This window comes from Mycolicibacterium pulveris (assembly GCF_010725725.1).
GTDB lineage: Bacteria > Actinomycetota > Actinomycetes > Mycobacteriales > Mycobacteriaceae > Mycobacterium > Mycobacterium pulveris.
Window position 1 is genome coordinate 1,409,487 of record NZ_AP022599.1, and the last position, 15,173, is coordinate 1,424,659.

The window sequence follows — 15,173 nt, forward strand, 5'->3', positions numbered from 1 at the left end:
ACTCTGAGACACACAGGTCAGGGCTTGGCGACCTTCAGCCGCAGCAGGGTGATCGCAGCGTCCGCGATCTGATCGGCCGTGATCTTCTCACTGGGTCGGTACCAGCGTGACACCCAGATGATCATGCCGAGAATCAACCGGGTCGCCACCACCGGATCGGTCTTGTCCAGCCGGCCCTCGTCCATGCACGCTTCCACGACCCCCGACCAGCGCTTTTCGAACTGCTTGCTCCACCTGCGCCAGCGCATGAAGACGTCTGGAGGCAGGCCACCCCCACCGAAGAAGACGGGCATATAGCTGCGCATCTGGATGGCCGCCTCGGACTGCAGCTTGATCAGCTCGACGAGCTGCTCACCGGGTTCGACGATGTCGGCCAGCACGGCATCGGCACGCTCGGTGAGCTCGCGAGTGCTGCGTTCGAACAGGATTCCGAGCAGATCCTCCTTGGTGGGCACGGTCCGATACAGCGTTGCCCGCGACACCGACAGTTTCTCGGCGGTATCGGCGATCGACACCGCTTCGATGCCGCCTTCGGCGAAGAGCTCGGCCACTGCGTCGGCGACCGCGTCACGATTGATCTCCAGCCTCGGGCGCCCCCGTGACCGAGAGGCACGACCGCCGTCGTAGTTGGTTGACATCGCCACCTCATCAGACAGGAAAGCGCGCCGGCATGGCACCGCGCGCGGTCATCGCGTCGATTTTAGAGGCTGGGTGCTCCGATATTCCCGCTGGGCCGAGCGAGGTCGTGCCACGACGCAGCCGCGCGACCAGAACCGTCACCCCGACGAGCATGACGAAGGCCACGCCACCGGCCGTCAGGTACTGCCAGCTGACGAAGAACGGCCCGTAGAACGTCGCGGTGATCGACCACCACAGCACCACCATTCCCGCGAAGCAGCCGTAGATCAGCGCGTGTTGTGCGACCGCCGACCGGCGCCGCAGGATCAAGGCCGTAGCTGCCACCGGCAGAGCGAACAACGTGACGGCAGGCGCCGCCTGGTACAGCGGGTCGCCCCACATCTGCTTGAGGTACTCCCAAAGCACCACCACCGCGATGGCTCCGCCGGCCAGCAGCGCCGTCCACGTCGCGGTGCGCCCGTTCGGTAGGTACTCGCGCCGCCCGACGGCAGCCGCCTGATACAAGAAGACGAGCTCCAGCAGAAACGCCGTCAACAACCCCACCCAGAACAGCTTCAGAAACCAGTGGTCGTACGTGTGAAACCAGGTGTCGAATCGGACGACCACCCCGAGGTCGTGAGCGAACCACAGGTAAGTACACGGCAGCGGTATCGATATCCAGCCTTCGCGGTGTGTCATCACCACCGCGGTCACCATGGCGATGTTCTGCAACACCATGGCGAGACCGAATCCGGTCAGAATCGGCACCCCGTGCTGATCGATCGCGGAGAGGATCGTTTGCGGGTCGTACATGGTCACCTCGGTTGGCTCGGCATCAGCCTCCTAGCATTATGAAACTATACGTCTCGATAAAGCACGCGTTGGCCGTCTCTGAATATCGCAGGTGGCAGCAAGCCCCGCTGGCGCGTTCCCGTCTCAGCCTTTCAGCGCCTCGTTCGCCGGCCCCAGATCCAAGAACTGCGTCTCCCCGTTGGCGTCGTCGAGGCCGTCGTTGTCGGTCACCACGTACAGCCGGTGGTCACCGGCGACCGCGAAGCCTTCCACCTTCTCCTGCACGAACCCGTTGGTCGCCTGCAGATCCGGCAGCAGGTCGCGCGCCAACGTCTTCGGCAGCACCCGCGGCGTCTCCCCCGCTGACGTCACCCCCGGGCCGTCCGGCAGCGCCACCCGGTAGATCGCCTTCACCCGGGCGTCGGGCCCGTTGAGCTTGTCGCGTTCCAGCACCAGCAGCGCCCCGTCGTGCACGGCGATCTCCGACAGCCCGATCCAGTCGCCCTCCGCGGACGTGCTGTCCAGTTGGTAGCCGAACCACTCCCACCTGTCGTCCTCGGGGGTGTATCGGCCGATCCGCGCGACGCCCTCGGGATCGGACTTCAGCTCGCGCTGCACCGCCACCCAGACGCTGTCGCCGTCGACGGCGACGCCCTCCAGGCCCTGGCCGCCCACCTCGGAAGCAATGTCGGCCGGCAACCCGACCCGCCGCTCGATGCTCCCGTCGGCGGCGACGTACACGAGCTGGTTGCCCGGGCCGTCCTCACCCTCCACCGCGAGCACGAACCCGCCGTCTGGCCGCGCGGAGACGCCCTCGACGTCGAGCGTGACCGGCTGCCCGTTCTCGGTCACCGGCAGCGCGGTGTCGATCAGCGCCGGCGTCGTCGACAGATCGATCCCGAGGATCCGCGCCGGCCCGACCGCGATGTCCGGCGAGGTGTAGAGCCGGTTCTCGTCGGCCGGGTCAGCGCTCAGCGCGCCCAGCGCGCCCCACCCGATCGGCGCCCCGTCGACGTCGCCGGACACGATCGACGGAAACGCCGGCCCACCGGCCGCGGCGTACTGCGAGCCGTAGCCGTACACGGTCACCGAGGCACGCACCCGGTTCTCCGCCTCGTCAGCCTCCGACGAAATGACCAGCAGGTTGCGCGCCGGAATCGGCAGCACGCCTTCGGGTCCCGGTGTGGTGGGCAGGATCTGGCGGAACGCCGGCGCGGTCACGTCGCTGACGTCGTAGGCGGCGACGAAGTTGCTGCGCTCCGAGGCGACCAACGCCGTTGGGCGACCGCCGATCTCGGTGATCGCCAAGCCTTCGGGCTCCGGCCCCTTGGACTCGGCGCGGCTTTCGATGTGCAGGCCGGTGCGCACGGCGAGCTGCTCGAACGAGTTGCCCGCGTCCCACACCACCTCGCCGGTGTTGGCGTCGAAGATCGTCCACCCGCGGGTGCCGCCCTTCCAGTCGCCCTCGTTGGCGGTGGCGACGTGATCGTCACCGATCCAGCCGATGGCGTCGGGCTCGCGCGGCGTCTGCGGGATCGAGCCGGTCTGGTCGATCGCGCCGTCCTCGGCGGTGTCGATCCCTTCGACGGCAACGCTTCCCGCGTCATAGATCTGTGACACCTCGCCGGTGCGGCCGTCGATGATCGCGAACCCGTTGTTCTCCTGCAGCGTGACCGCGACCTGGCCGCGGGAGTTGATGCTGACGTATTCGGGTTCGAGGTCCTCTGGGGTGTCGAGGCCGGCCGCACGGGCGGTCTCGACGTCGAAGTCGACGCGGCGCGGCGTCCACGCGCTCGGCTCGCCCGTGAGGTCGATGAGTTGCACGAATCCGGTTGGTGGCTGCGGTAAGTCACCTTCCTCCCCGCCCGGCGGGGTGGCCTCCTCGTCGCGTTGGTTCTCGATCGCGATCGCGGCGAACGCGCCGTCGGGGCTGATCGCGATCGAGTCGGGTTGGCCGCCGAGGTCGATGCTGTGCACCCGGGTGCGGTCGCTGACGCGCACGACGTCCACCCGCCCCGAGGGCTCTGTGAAGTTGCCGCCGGTGGTGTCGACGACCACCAACACCAGGTCGCGGACGGCGGCCACCGAGGTGGGCTGGTCATCGGCGTTGCCCAGCTCGGCCAGTGAAAGTGTGCCCTGGCCAACCGGTTTCGCCGGGTCGCGGATATCCAGGAAACCGATGCGCTTGGCGGCGGCGTCGGTGTAGATGACGGTGTTGCCGTCGGGTGTGACGGTGGAGATCTCGGCGACGGTCTCCATCTCGACCGGTTCCTCGGCGGGCTTGTTCATATACACCGGGTAGGTGGCCAGCCGGTGATAGCGCTGTGCATCGGGCAGGTTGAACTCGATCGGCGAGGCGGCTCGGGGGGTGCGGGTCTCACCGGGCTCGTCCTGCCCGGTCGAACATCCGGCGACCACCAGCGCTGCCATCGTCGCCGCGGCCACGGCCCGAGCCGAGTTCGTCATCACAGGGGCGTCGTCCTCTTCTCTCGTCCGATGAGTCGAGTGAGCTTGGCGCGCACAGGTAGCCAGCCGGCGATCACCGGGTGAACGAGAGGCAACGGAGCGATTTCGGCGCGCTCATGGACTCTGTGGGGGCATCAGCGCGCCGAAGTCGCCGACCACTCCACCGTAGCGGTGTGTAGCACATTGCGCTACGTTCGACATATGGCCAAGATCATCCCGCAGCGGGAACTGCGCAACGAGAATGCCAAGCTGATGGATGCGGTGTCCGCGGGTGAGACATTCGTGGTCACCCGCAACGGCGAACCGGTCGCAGAGCTTCGTCCCGTACAAGCTGCCCGGAAGACGTTCATCACCCGCGACGACCTGGCGCGCATTTCCGCCGCGGGTGTCCGCATCGACCCCGACCAGTTTCGTCGCGAACTCGACGACGCCGTCGATCAGAGCGTGTAGATGTCAGCCGGGCTGCTCGACACGTCGGTGGTGATCGACTGGCACAATCCGTCGGTCGTCGCCAAGCTACCGGACGAAATGGCAATCTCGGCCATCACCGCTGCCGAGCTGGCAGCCGGTCCTCTCCTGGCGAGTACGCCGATCGAGGCCGCCAAACGCCAGTCGCGGCTGCAGGAGGTCGAATCCCTGATGGAGCCGATCCCGTTCGACGGCAGAGCAGTTCGCAGTTACGGACTCGTCGTCGCGGCGATCATCGGCGGAGGGCGCAAGTCCCGCAGCCGCTTCGCGGATCTGCTCAACGCCGCCACCGCCCATGCCAACGGCCTGGACCTCTACACCCGCAATGCCGACAGTTTCGTCGGTCTTGAGAATCTGGTCGGGGTGGTCGCGGTGTGACGTGTCGGCGGGTCAGCCCGCCCGATGAGCTCTGCGGAAGCGATCGAGGTAGGCCGGCCAGTCCCAGGAGGACAGGAACGTGGTCGCCGCCGAATACCCGCGCTGGTACAGCGCTTCGGCGTCCTGGCGGCCGATGCCGAAGTCGAGCACACCGACATCGGTGGAGTCCACCTGGATGGCGCGCACCTTGACCCAGGGCTGGTCGAGGTGTGCCTGGTCGTGGCCGACCAGCATGGTGGTGATCAGGCTTTCCAGCAACGTCGTTCCCCGCAACTTCAACGGGCCCAGCCCGGGAATGAGGTGTTCGATCCCCGGGGCAGGAAGGTAGGGAACCACCGTCACACCGAATGTGGGCCAACGGGGCTCCTTGCCATCGGGGCGGTCGAAGGAGTCGATCGGAAAGTTCGACAACACGCCGCCGTCGACCAGCGTGCATGGATGTCCAGCAGCGTTTTTCAGCGTGACGGGTCGGAACAGAAACGGTATCGCCATCGACGCCCGCACCGCGTCGGCCACAGACTGCTCGTCGGGGTCGCGGCCATAGAGCCGCCGGTAGTCCCATGGCAGCCGAACCAGTTGCCCGCTAGTCAGGTCGGCCACCGTGACCACCAGACGGTACCGACGCTCCGGCAGGAGATGATCGCTGTCGACGGCGAGGTCGCCAAACGTGCTGACCCCCAGGTTTTTTAGCTCACCGCGGATCCAGTCGTGAGCGAAATCGCCTCGGTAGACACCGGTTTCGCGTAGCAAGCCCCACGCCGTTCCCAACAGTGGGATCCGTTCGATCGGGCCACTGTCGGCGAACTTGCGATAGGGCACGCTCAATGCGAGGTCGCGCAACTGTTCGCTGGTCAGTGGATTCCGCTGCGACGCCGCAGCCACCACCGCCCCCACCAGCGACCCCGCCGACGTGCCCGACACCCGCTGGATCTCATAACCCGCATCAACGAGCGCGCCGACCGCCCCGACCAACCCGATGCCCTTGACCCCGCCGCCGGACAGCACGAGGTCCGCACGCCGGGACCCGCGGTCTGAGGATCGCTTCTCAGCCATGGGCCCTAGCCTGACACGAGATGCTGCGCGTCGGGCCTCGTTACGGGCCGAGGTCACCGACCACCGCCCACCTGCCGCAGCACACGGGCCGAGCACCGCCGAGGTCCGCGCCTGGGCCCGCACCGCCAGGCGGCGGTGCCCGATCGCGGCTGGCTTCGCCCCGATATTTGGCGGGCCTGCACGACGCCCACGACCCGACCTGACACGGTCGAGTTACGGCGACTCCAGCACCGTCGTCGCCGGCGACTGGACGGAACCGCCACTGCCACTGTCGCTTCCGCTGCCGTATCCGCCGCTCGACGGCAGCTCCGGAACCACCGGAGCAGGCGCCGGAGCGACCGGGGCAGGCGCCGGAGCGACCGGCGCGGGTGCGGGGGCCGGCGCAACGGCAGGCGGCGGCGTGTAGGCCGGCACCATCTGCGTCGTCGGCGGCTCGGGCGCGGGCGTGACCGGCGCGTACTCCACCGTCGGCTCCGTCGTCGGCGCCTCCTCCGACGTCGTGGGCGTCTCCGTGGTCGTCTCGGTAGTCGGCTGCTCGGACGTCGTCGTCTCGGTCGTCGTCGGTTCCGTGCTCGTGGTCGTCGGCGTCGTCGCGGTGGTCGTCGGCGTCACCGACGTCGTCACCGTCGTCGTCCACGTCGGCAGCGTCGGGAACGGGTTGAACGGCGGCACCGGAACCACAGGAACGACCGGGACCACCGGCACGTTCGGGGCCGGAGCGGGCGCCGGCGGCGGCACCTGCGGCGCCGGAACCTGCGGTACGACGCGGTTGGGCCCCCGGTTGATCAGCGCGCCCGTTCCTCGCGGCGCCTCGGGCGCCGGCGACACCACCGCGACCGGCAACGCCACCGGGTCCGGCTCGTGCGGCACCGTCGGCAGGTACCGCCCCGGCACCGTCTGCGCCTGCGCCTGCGCCGGGGGCGGCGGCTGCGCGGACACGTCGGCCACCGGCCGCACCGCGATCGCCACCGACGCCGCCAGCGTCGCGAAGCTGACCACCACGAAGCCCAGCGCACTGCCCATCAACAGCGTCCGCGGCGGCGGAGGCGGGATCATCGAGGTGTAGGCCTCTTCGTCTTCCAGCTCCGGGACGTACTCCTCGAGCGCATCGAAGGGCAGCTCGTATTCGCCCGGCTCCTCCTGCGAGTACGCCAGCTGCGGCCCCACCGCCGCCGGATCCGGCGCGGGCGCCATCTGCGTGGCATCCGCGGCGGCCGGCGCCATCTGCGTGGCATCGCCAGCCACGGGCGCCATCTGCGTCGCCGCACCCGCCGGGAACCCGGACTCCTGCGCCGTCTGCGCCGCGCCCCGCGCGACCGCGAACCCCGCGTCCTGGGGCAACTCCACCGGCGTCGTCGAACTGAGCTCCGCCGCAACAGAATCCAAGTCGAGTCGCTGCCCGACCAGCATGATCCGGACGACCCCCTCGTCGGGCACCTGCCGCAGCACCTCGGCACACGCGACGGCCGCGCCGGCCGCCCCGATCGGCACCGACGCCAGCACCGACGTCGACTCCTCGTCCTGCCCGATCACCGTCAGCGACACGGTGTCGTCGTCAGCGATGAGCAACGCGGCGTCCGCGCCGGTACTGCGGGCCAGTGTCGCGGCCGCGTCGACCTCCGAGATCACCTCGACGTTCTGCACCCCGGCGTCGGCCACCGCCTGGCGCAGCGTCTCGGCCCGCGCCGCGTCGGGCAGGCAGAGCCGCGTCGCGGCCACCCGGTTACCCGAGTCGGCCACCGCGCGGTACGTGCCCACGATCGTGTCGGCCAGGTCGGTCATCGCGTCGTCGGGCAGGTCCAGCGCGTACTGGTCGTACACCTGCCCGTCCGCCGCGCCGACCATCGCCAGCCGCGCGACCCGCCCGGTCACCGCCACCCCGAGGACTACGTCCACCAGTTCACCCTCGCCATTCTCGTGCCTGCCACGACGGTCCAAAGTTACTCTCTACCGTCTCGCTTGTGCGGCGACGCAAAAGTGAGCACGCTGAAGCGCAACATGTCCCTAAAGGAGGAATCGGCACGTGAGCGACCCGCGTTACGACGCCACCGTCGCCGTCCCCCGGTCACCGCGGGCCGGTCACGTGCCCGTCCGCACCAATAGGGTGCGCGACGGCGTCGCGGTCGCCCTGCTGCTCCTCGCGTTGCTGCTGCCGTGGAACCTCGACTTCGGGTTCGGGGTCCCCGGCAGTGAGGGCTCGTGGTGGGCGGCCGTCATCGCGGTGACGCTGCTCGCCGCCACCGCCGCGCTCGACGCCCACATCGGCCCGCTGCGGCTGACCAACCCGCAGCTCGACGTCCGCCTGCTCAGCCGAATCCGGCTGTTCGTCTGCCTGCCCTACCTCGTGGTCGCGGTCGGTTTCGTCGGATACCACCTGTTCGAAACCGTGCGCGACGGCGGCACCGGCATCGTGCCGCCGGGCGTCGGGCCCGGCCTGGTGTTGGGCGTGGCGGGTGCGCTGCTCGCCGCGCAGCCGCCGGTCACCAGTGTCACCATCGAGGACAACCGGTTTCGGCAGTGGTACGCGGTCGCTCGGGTGCTCGGCGCCGTGTCGATCGGACTCGCGACGCTGTCGGTCGCGTGGAACGTGTACTGGCGGCTGCGCTATCTGTTCGTCACCGACGGCGAGTTCGGCGGTCAGGACGTCGCGGTCATCGTCACCACGCTGCTGTACGGCGCCGTCGCGCTGATCGCGTTGATCATCGGGTCGCGCTGGCTGACCGAGAAGTCCGCCGCCGCGCGCCTGGCCACCACCGCGCTGGGTGCGTCGGCCGCGCTGGCCGCGACGCTCGTGTGGGTGTTCCCGATCGGCCGCGACATCGACGCGTTTCACGGCATCGCGCAGAACACCTCGACGGCGGCGGTGGGTTACGAGGGCTACCTGTTCTGGGCGGCCGCCGCGGCGATCGTGGCGCCGACGACGCTGTACACCGTCTTTCTCGTCAAGCCGCCGACCCTGGGGGCGTTTCGCTCCGCCGCGCAGAAGTGCCTGACGCTGATCGCGTTCTGGGCGTTCGCCGCCGCGGTCTGCCGGGTGATCGACTTCGTGATCGCCGCCTCGCTGCAATTGCCCCGCGCGCTGTACGACAGCGTGGCGATGACGGCGTTCAACCTGTTCGCGGGGATCGTCGCGGCGTGGCTGAACCGCCAGCTCGGCCGGGGCGAGGCCTCGCCGGCGGTGATGGCGGCGTTCAGCGGCCTGCTGTTCGTGTTCACGGTCGCCAACATCGCGATCGGCGTCGCGCTGGCCCCGCGGTACGCCGAGGCGTCGCCCGAGGCGATCTACGGCAACAACCTCGTCCAGCAGATCACCAGCATGTTCGACGTGGTGATCTGCCTGCTGTCTCTCGCCGTGTTGCTGGTGATGCTGTTCACCGGTCCGCTGGCGGGCTATTTGATGCGCCGCCGCGAAGCCCGCGTCACTGCGCCGGAGCCAGAGCCGCCGACGGTCACCCAGCCTTCGCAGCCTGCTCAGCCTCCCAGAATCGCTCGGCTCAAGGAGGATTCGACGACGGTGCTGCCCGCGCCGGAGACCGAGCAGTTCACCATCGGGTTGCGGATCCAGCGCCGCGACCCCTAGGCGATTTCGGCGCGCTCATGCACCCTCAGGGGGCCATCAGCGCGCCGAAATCACTCCAGGTCGAATCGGCCGTCGCGCAGCCGCTCGGCCGCGCGGCCGTCCACCAGTTCCGCCCGGTCCTCGGGATGGCGCCAGTAGTGGCGCACCAACCAGTACAGCGCGGCCCCACGGGGCAGATAGATGTCGGCGATCGTGATGATCTCTTCGTGGCCGTCGCGCATCCGAAGCACCACTGCGCGACGCGCCTTCTTCGATTCCGCATGGTCGGCGACGTCGACCACGTCGTCCCAGTCGAACACCCGAACCTTGAGAATGTCAGCGTTCTCGACCACGCTCGGCGTCAGCTTGACGTGTCCGATTCCCTTGCGACGCCACGCGGTGACCAAGCTCAAGATCGTCGTGAACGCAGCGAATCCTGCCAGACCAGGTATGACCCCTCGCAAGTAGCGGCTGTCGGGCATATCGATGACGCCGAACGGTCCGAAGACCGCTAAGGGTAGGCAGCTCAAAATGGCCGGCACGGTCGACACGAGGCAGATGATGGTGAACCGTCGATCCGGCCACACGGTGAAACCCGTTGCATCACTTGTGGTCCGTGCAGTGGTTCGGCCCGAACCGGCCAAGGCTATCGCTGTCATTGCCAGCAGCCAAACGAGGGCCAATCCAATGAAAACCACTGCGGTCAAGTAGCTTCCACGGCCGACTGCCGCCACACCCAGACAGGCCAAACCCACTGCGACAACGATGCCCACCGTGCCGATCACCACGAGAAACCGCCGCCCACCACGCCAACCCGGGGGCTCCGGTAGGCCTAGTACGGACACACCGCGTCTCCGACCATTTTGCCTAACTCGCGGCCGCCGAATCCCGCGAGAAGCGCGCCGCTGATGGCAAGGGTTGGAACGAGAAATAACGCTCCAGGTCCCGTCGCCGCACCGAGAGCTGCACCACCTTTCGCGCCGCCCCAACCGCCGAGACCGCCGGCGGCCCCGGCGGCCAATGCGACGCACCTGTCGTGCCGCGAGTCGGCCATCACCATGTCGAAGATCGTCGTCGCCACCGTAACCGCGGGGCCGCCGAACTTCATTGTCTTGCCGATCTTGTCGACCGACTCGGGGGTGACCATCGGCAGCGAGCCGCCGCGGGCGATGTGTTTCTCCAACCCGGACATGCCGGAGGTGCTCACCAACGAGATGTTGTCGATCAACTCGACGGGTACCGCGCTGTGGTGCCCGTCGGCCGTGGTGAAGCCGACCGTGACGTATCCGGTCGGATCCATCGACATCGACAGGTTGGAGCCGTCGGCGTAGGCGAACGACGTGTAGTCGCAGTCGTTTCCCATGTCATGCCACGAACTGGTCGTGGCGACGAACGCGCCGGTCCTGTCGAACTCCTCGATCTGGTAGAAGTTCATCTTGCTCGGCCATTCGAACGGGTCCATGCGGGTGGCGACGGCCTTGCTTCCGTCCTGTTTGATCACCGTGGTCACCTCCTCGCCGTATTCGTTGGTCGATTCGATGACCTCACGCACGTTCTGCTGCTGGTCCGCGGCCCGCATCGCCTCCTGGCCGACCAGCCCGATGACCGTCCGCGGATCGGGCACCTGATCGGCCGGCCGCTGCGCGGTCGCCATCATCATCGCCGCCAGATCGGTCGACGGTGCCGGCTCCACGAACCCGAACTCGTTGCCCGCCTTCAGGACTGCGTTCGCCATCGCGTCGTCGGCGTCGCCCACCGCGATCAGCATCGCGTTCACCGCCGCCTGCTCCTGCAGCGCCAGCGCCTGCAAATCGGCCATCTCCTCCGCGGAGACATGCCTCGGATCGATCTGCACGACCCACTGGTCGGTGACGTTCAGCGGGCCGGTGTCGAGCTCGTTGGCCTTGGCCAGCAATGCGTTACGCGCGGTTTCCAGCGATGCGGCGCCGTCCCGTATCGCCGCCGCCACGGCGCCGGCGTAGTTCGAGAACGTCTCGGCCACGCCGTCGGCCCGGCCGAACATCTCTTTGGCCGCGTCGTGCGCCGTCCCCGCCCACGCGCTCAGCTCCGGCAGCCGCCCACAGGCGTCGTCGACGCTGGACACCGCGGCCCGTACCGCGTCACCACCGGTCTCCACGGCTGCCGACGAACCCCACAACGCGTCCGGTCGCCAGCCTTCCAAGGTCGATCGGGTCGGCAGCACCCGTCAATTGTCTCCCAGCCGCCGCCGTGCTCCGGACACTAATTTCGGCGCCGCACCAGTTCATCGAGCTCAGCCTCGAAGAGATCGGCCAGATCCCACAGGTCATCCACCAGGTCGCGGCACGAGACGATTCCCACGTTGAGCTTGCCGCTCAACGACATCACGGTGATGTTCAACCCCGAGCCGTGAAAGATCGGCCCGAGCGGATACAGCGCCTTCAGCTTCGCCCCCATCACATACAACTCGGCCTGCGGGCCCGCCACGTTTGACAGCACGACGTTGTGAATCGCCGTGTGTTTCAACGGTGTATGCGACATGACGTCGAAGGCCACCCCGAACATCGCAGGCGGCAGCGCCTGGGTCACATCCGCCAACAGCGTCGGTGTGAGCGCCGAGCTGTGTTCCTTTGCCCGCGAGCTTGATTCGGCGATCGCCCGCAGGCGCTGCACCGGATCCGCTATCTGTGTCTTCAAGTTGCAGAACATGCCCGACAACTGGTTGCGCCCCGGCCGGTCCGACAGCCCACGCACCGACGACGGCACCACCGCCACCAATGGCTTGTCCGGCAACTCGCCCCGGCCCTCCAGATATCCGCGCAGCGCCCCGGCGCACAACGCCATCACCACGTCGTTGACCTTGACGCCGTAACGGTCCTTCACCCGCTTGACGTCAGCCAGGTCCAGCTGCGCCAACGCGAGCGTCCGATTCCCGGTGATCTCGGCGTTGAACACCGTCGTCGGGGCCTTGAACGGCGCCGCCATCGCCCGACCGCTCAGCGCCCGGCCGATCGTGCTCACCACCGTCGACACCGTCGCGGGCACTGCCCGCGTCAGCTGCCACGGAAGCGTGAGAAACCGCAGCAACCCCCCGGCGGCGATCTCCAGCGGCAGCGCCCCGCCGGGCCCCGCCACCGCATCCGGGGGCGGCGCGTCGGGTTGCAGGTCGCACAGATGGCTGAGCAGTTCGCCCGCCGACACCCCGTCGACGGCCGCGTGGTGCACCTTGATCATCAACGCGATCGGCCCGCCGTCGTGCGGGTCGGTGCCGGCGACGCCTTCGAGTACCCACATCTCCCACAGCGGTTTGTCGCGGGCCAGTGGAATCGACGCGATGCGTCCGCACACCTCGCTCAGCTCATGGCGCCCGCCAGGTGCGGGCAGTGCGATCCGGTGCAGGTGGTGCGACACGTCCAGCTCCGTGTCCTCCACCCACACCGGGTGATCGAGGTTGAGATGACTGTTCGCAAGTTTTGCTCGCAGCTCCGGGAGCGCGCTCATTCGCGACGCCAGATGGTCACGTAGCCCGTCGAAGTCGTAGCCACCGGGGATCGTGGTGGTGTCCAGCTCCGCGATCGAACACACATGCAGCAGCACCGAACTCGTCTCGGCGTAAAGCAAACTGGCGTCGAACGCGGTGAGCCGTTCCATCCGTCGAAGGTACCCGCGTTGACACTTGCGTCAAACGCCGAAGGGGTGGCAAACCGGTTAGCCCGAACCGTCGGGCGAAGCGCCGGGAACATGGCGCGCGACGGTCTGGTTCATGGTCTCGCGCAGCGCCGGGATCTCGTCGAGCAGCCGCCGCAAATCGTCGCGCGCGATGTGTAGCACCTGTGCGCTGCCCATCGTCGTCACCGTCGCGTTGCGCAGCGAACCGCGCAGCGCCGACTCCCCCGATCACCTCGCCGGGCCCCACCACCGCGATGCGGTCGTGGCCGACGTACACCCCGGCCTCCCCGCTGAGCAGGATGTAGCAGGACTCCGAGGGCGTGTGCTCCTGGATCAGCGGCCACGGCCCCGACGTCGACGTGCGATGCGCCGTCTGCACCAGCCGCTTGAGGTCCTTGTCGGAGAACTTCGCGAACGTGTCGAACTCGCGCAGCCGTTGCGCGGCCTCTTCGATCTCCTGCGCGCGCGCCTCTTCGCTCTCCCGGGCGTACTTGCGGTTGTCCATGTGATCCCCGAATCCGCGAGGTTCCGCTGTCACCGGGAGCCTAGTGAACCCCCCGCGAATGTGCGGTTTTATCCGCAACACGCCGCTCCGGCCGGATGAATCCGCACAGTCGCCGACGCGCGCCGGCGCTACATTGGCCGCAGCCGGGACCTCCCCGGTGAAAGCTGGTCGGATCGAATGACTGCACGACGCGCATGGTTGGTGGCGTTGGCGATGGCCGCCGCCGTCGTGCTGCCGCACTGCAGCTCGCCACCGCCCACCCCCGACGCCCCGCCGCCGCCCGCCTCCTCGGAAGCGTCCCCGCCGCCGTCGACCAGCGCCCCTTCACCGCCCAGCCCGACGCCGGTCGGGCCTGCCGTTCACCCCGTCACCGCGGCCGACCTCGGGGCGAGCTGGCGCCCGGGGTGCCCGCTGGGCCCGGAGCGGTTGCGGCGCGTCGAACTCGACCACATCGGGTTCGACAACCAGCCCCGCCGCGGCGAGCTGATCGTGCACGAGGACCTCGTCGACGAGGTCATCGCGATCTTCGCCGACCTGTATCGGCTCGGCTATCCGATCGAGAAGATGCGCACGGTCGAGGTTTACCCGAACGCCGACGACGAGTTGTCCATGCGCGACAACAACACCTCGGCGTTCAACTGCCGCGACATCCCGGGCAGCGGCCAGTGGTCATGGCACGCCTTCGGCCGCGCCATCGACGTCAACCCGCTGCTCAACCCGTACATCGACGCCGCGGGTGACCTTCAGCCCGCCAACGCCGAGGTCTTTTTGGATCGCAACCGCATCGACCCGGGCCTGCTGCACGACGGCGACCCGGCCGTCGCGGTGTTCACCGACCGCGGCTGGGTCTGGGGCGGGAACTGGCGAACCCCGAAGGACTACCAGCACTTCGAACGTCGCTGACCACCCGCCAGCTCCGCCGATTGTGCGGTTTCATCCGCGACACGCCGCGCGGGGCGTATGAAACGGCACAATCACGGCTCAACGCGCCCGGACGCACACAGCGACCACACCGTCAGATACGCCAACCCGAAGAACGCCGCCACCGCGATCCCCACCCCCGTGGACTCCACGTAGGACAGCGGCGAGCTCACCCAGTCCAGCGTCGACGTCGCGATCGCCCGCGGGTCCGTCACCAGGTCCCACGAGTTCCACCGCTGAAACCGCCCGATGACGACGCCGATCGCGCACAACCCGACCGACACGATCGCCGCCGCCCATCCGACCAGCACGCCGAACTCGCGCTCGATCCGGCGGTGCACCAGCCACAGCGACACCGTGCCCAGGATGATGCCCGTCCACGCCGCCACCCCGTATTGCAGGACGTGCCGCCACAGTTCGGCGTTGGCCTCCAGGTGCACGAGATCGGTCACCAGGTACGGGGCGTTGGGCAGAAACGCCAGCCAGCACGCCCCCAGCGGGATCAGCCAGATCCGGCGTCGCACCGCGGCGAAACCGGCCGCGAAGACCATCGGCATCCACGCCAACACCAGGTTCCAGATCAGGAACGCGGTCGGGTAGTACAGCGGCTCGGCCGGATCGGTGATGCCCAGCATGATCGCCAACCCGGTGGTGGCCACCAGCGAGAAGGACAGCAGGTATCGCGACAGCGAGGTCATCCGTGCAGCTTGCCAGCCAGTCCGGTGAACCTTCGGGCATTTGCGCACGTGAATAGTGTTAGGAAGC

Annotated in this window: 14 protein-coding genes; 4 read left to right on the forward strand and 10 right to left on the reverse strand. The window is 68.3% G+C overall.

Annotation, left to right across the window (positions count from 1 at the left end):
* Positions 1-17: 17 nt before the first annotated feature.
* From G6N28_RS06955 to G6N28_RS06965, 3 genes are all read right to left on the reverse strand, one after another.
* Complete coding sequence (locus G6N28_RS06955) at positions 18-638, reverse strand: TetR/AcrR family transcriptional regulator (RefSeq protein WP_163898567.1); 621 nt, start codon at positions 636-638, stop codon at positions 18-20.
* 10 nt (positions 639-648) lie between these two features.
* Positions 649-1,431: a hypothetical protein gene (locus G6N28_RS06960; RefSeq protein ID WP_163898570.1), complete on the reverse strand. Its 783-nt coding sequence runs from the start codon at positions 1,429-1,431 to the stop codon at positions 649-651.
* A gap of 123 nt (positions 1,432-1,554) precedes the next feature.
* Positions 1,555-3,876, reverse strand: coding sequence for an esterase-like activity of phytase family protein (locus G6N28_RS06965; protein WP_163898573.1), 2,322 nt, complete (start codon positions 3,874-3,876; stop codon positions 1,555-1,557).
* Between the two features lie 201 nt (positions 3,877-4,077).
* Between G6N28_RS06965 and G6N28_RS06970 the strand changes: the two genes are divergently transcribed.
* Both G6N28_RS06970 and G6N28_RS06975 read left to right on the forward strand, forming a co-directional pair.
* Complete coding sequence (locus G6N28_RS06970; protein WP_163898575.1) at positions 4,078-4,326, forward strand: type II toxin-antitoxin system Phd/YefM family antitoxin; 249 nt, start codon at positions 4,078-4,080, stop codon at positions 4,324-4,326.
* Complete coding sequence (locus tag G6N28_RS06975) at positions 4,327-4,722, forward strand: type II toxin-antitoxin system VapC family toxin (RefSeq protein ID WP_163898579.1); 396 nt, start codon at positions 4,327-4,329, stop codon at positions 4,720-4,722.
* Between the two features lie 12 nt (positions 4,723-4,734).
* Here G6N28_RS06975 and G6N28_RS06980 read toward each other — a convergent pair whose 3' ends face one another.
* Positions 4,735-5,775, reverse strand: a complete 1,041-nt coding sequence (locus G6N28_RS06980) for a patatin-like phospholipase family protein (protein ID WP_163898582.1) — start codon at positions 5,773-5,775, stop codon at positions 4,735-4,737.
* 213 nt (positions 5,776-5,988) lie between these two features.
* Positions 5,989-7,671 carry a DUF7159 family protein gene (locus G6N28_RS06985; RefSeq protein WP_163898585.1) on the reverse strand — a complete coding sequence of 561 codons (1,683 nt, stop codon included), beginning with the start codon at positions 7,669-7,671 and terminating at the stop codon, positions 5,989-5,991.
* A gap of 127 nt (positions 7,672-7,798) precedes the next feature.
* On the opposite strand from G6N28_RS06985, the gene G6N28_RS06990 reads away from it, so the two are divergent.
* Positions 7,799-9,355 carry a DUF7937 domain-containing protein gene (locus G6N28_RS06990; RefSeq protein WP_163898588.1) on the forward strand — a complete coding sequence of 519 codons (1,557 nt, stop codon included), beginning with the start codon at positions 7,799-7,801 and terminating at the stop codon, positions 9,353-9,355.
* A gap of 50 nt (positions 9,356-9,405) precedes the next feature.
* Here the strand turns inward: G6N28_RS06990 and G6N28_RS06995 are convergent, their stop codons facing one another.
* The 4 genes from G6N28_RS06995 to G6N28_RS27000 form a co-directional block, all read right to left on the reverse strand.
* Positions 9,406-9,885, reverse strand: a complete 480-nt coding sequence (locus G6N28_RS06995; RefSeq protein WP_235674492.1) for a hypothetical protein — start codon at positions 9,883-9,885, stop codon at positions 9,406-9,408.
* Between the two features lie 281 nt (positions 9,886-10,166).
* Entirely contained in the window at positions 10,167-11,537 is a 1,371-nt protein-coding gene (locus tag G6N28_RS07000; RefSeq protein WP_163898592.1) for a hypothetical protein, read from the reverse strand.
* A gap of 38 nt (positions 11,538-11,575) precedes the next feature.
* The gene (locus G6N28_RS07005) at positions 11,576-12,964 is read right to left on the reverse strand and encodes a WS/DGAT/MGAT family O-acyltransferase (RefSeq protein WP_163898595.1); all 1,389 of its coding nucleotides are present in this window, start codon (positions 12,962-12,964) and stop codon (positions 11,576-11,578) included.
* A 57-nt stretch (positions 12,965-13,021) separates the two neighbouring features.
* Positions 13,022-13,159: a hypothetical protein gene (locus G6N28_RS27000; protein WP_235674493.1), complete on the reverse strand. Its 138-nt coding sequence runs from the start codon at positions 13,157-13,159 to the stop codon at positions 13,022-13,024.
* Positions 13,160-13,664: 505 nt separating this feature from the next.
* Here G6N28_RS27000 and G6N28_RS07015 point away from each other — a divergent pair.
* Complete coding sequence (locus G6N28_RS07015) at positions 13,665-14,390, forward strand: M15 family metallopeptidase (protein ID WP_197745779.1); 726 nt, start codon at positions 13,665-13,667, stop codon at positions 14,388-14,390.
* Between the two features lie 71 nt (positions 14,391-14,461).
* Here G6N28_RS07015 and G6N28_RS07020 read toward each other — a convergent pair whose 3' ends face one another.
* Entirely contained in the window at positions 14,462-15,106 is a 645-nt protein-coding gene (locus G6N28_RS07020) for a DUF1361 domain-containing protein (RefSeq protein WP_163898598.1), read from the reverse strand.
* Positions 15,107-15,173: the final 67 nt, after the last annotated feature.

What these genes read in the sequence shown, in the direction of transcription:
- G6N28_RS07020 (WP_163898598.1), bottom strand. Translation starts at nt 15,106, where the DNA reads ATGACCTCGCTGTCGCGATACCTGCTGTCCTTCTCGCTGGTGGCCACC.
- G6N28_RS27000 (WP_235674493.1), bottom strand. Translation starts at nt 13,159, where the DNA reads ATGGGCAGCGCACAGGTGCTACACATCGCGCGCGACGATTTGCGGCGG.
- G6N28_RS06970 (WP_163898575.1), top strand. Translation starts at nt 4,078, where the DNA reads ATGGCCAAGATCATCCCGCAGCGGGAACTGCGCAACGAGAATGCCAAG.
- G6N28_RS06975 (WP_163898579.1), top strand. Translation starts at nt 4,327, where the DNA reads ATGTCAGCCGGGCTGCTCGACACGTCGGTGGTGATCGACTGGCACAAT.
- G6N28_RS07005 (WP_163898595.1), bottom strand. Translation starts at nt 12,964, where the DNA reads ATGGAACGGCTCACCGCGTTCGACGCCAGTTTGCTTTACGCCGAGACG.
- G6N28_RS06965 (WP_163898573.1), bottom strand. Translation starts at nt 3,876, where the DNA reads ATGACGAACTCGGCTCGGGCCGTGGCCGCGGCGACGATGGCAGCGCTG.
- G6N28_RS06955 (WP_163898567.1), bottom strand. Translation starts at nt 638, where the DNA reads ATGTCAACCAACTACGACGGCGGTCGTGCCTCTCGGTCACGGGGGCGC.
- G6N28_RS06960 (WP_163898570.1), bottom strand. Translation starts at nt 1,431, where the DNA reads ATGTACGACCCGCAAACGATCCTCTCCGCGATCGATCAGCACGGGGTG.
- G6N28_RS06980 (WP_163898582.1), bottom strand. Translation starts at nt 5,775, where the DNA reads ATGGCTGAGAAGCGATCCTCAGACCGCGGGTCCCGGCGTGCGGACCTC.
- G6N28_RS07015 (WP_197745779.1), top strand. Translation starts at nt 13,665, where the DNA reads ATGACTGCACGACGCGCATGGTTGGTGGCGTTGGCGATGGCCGCCGCC.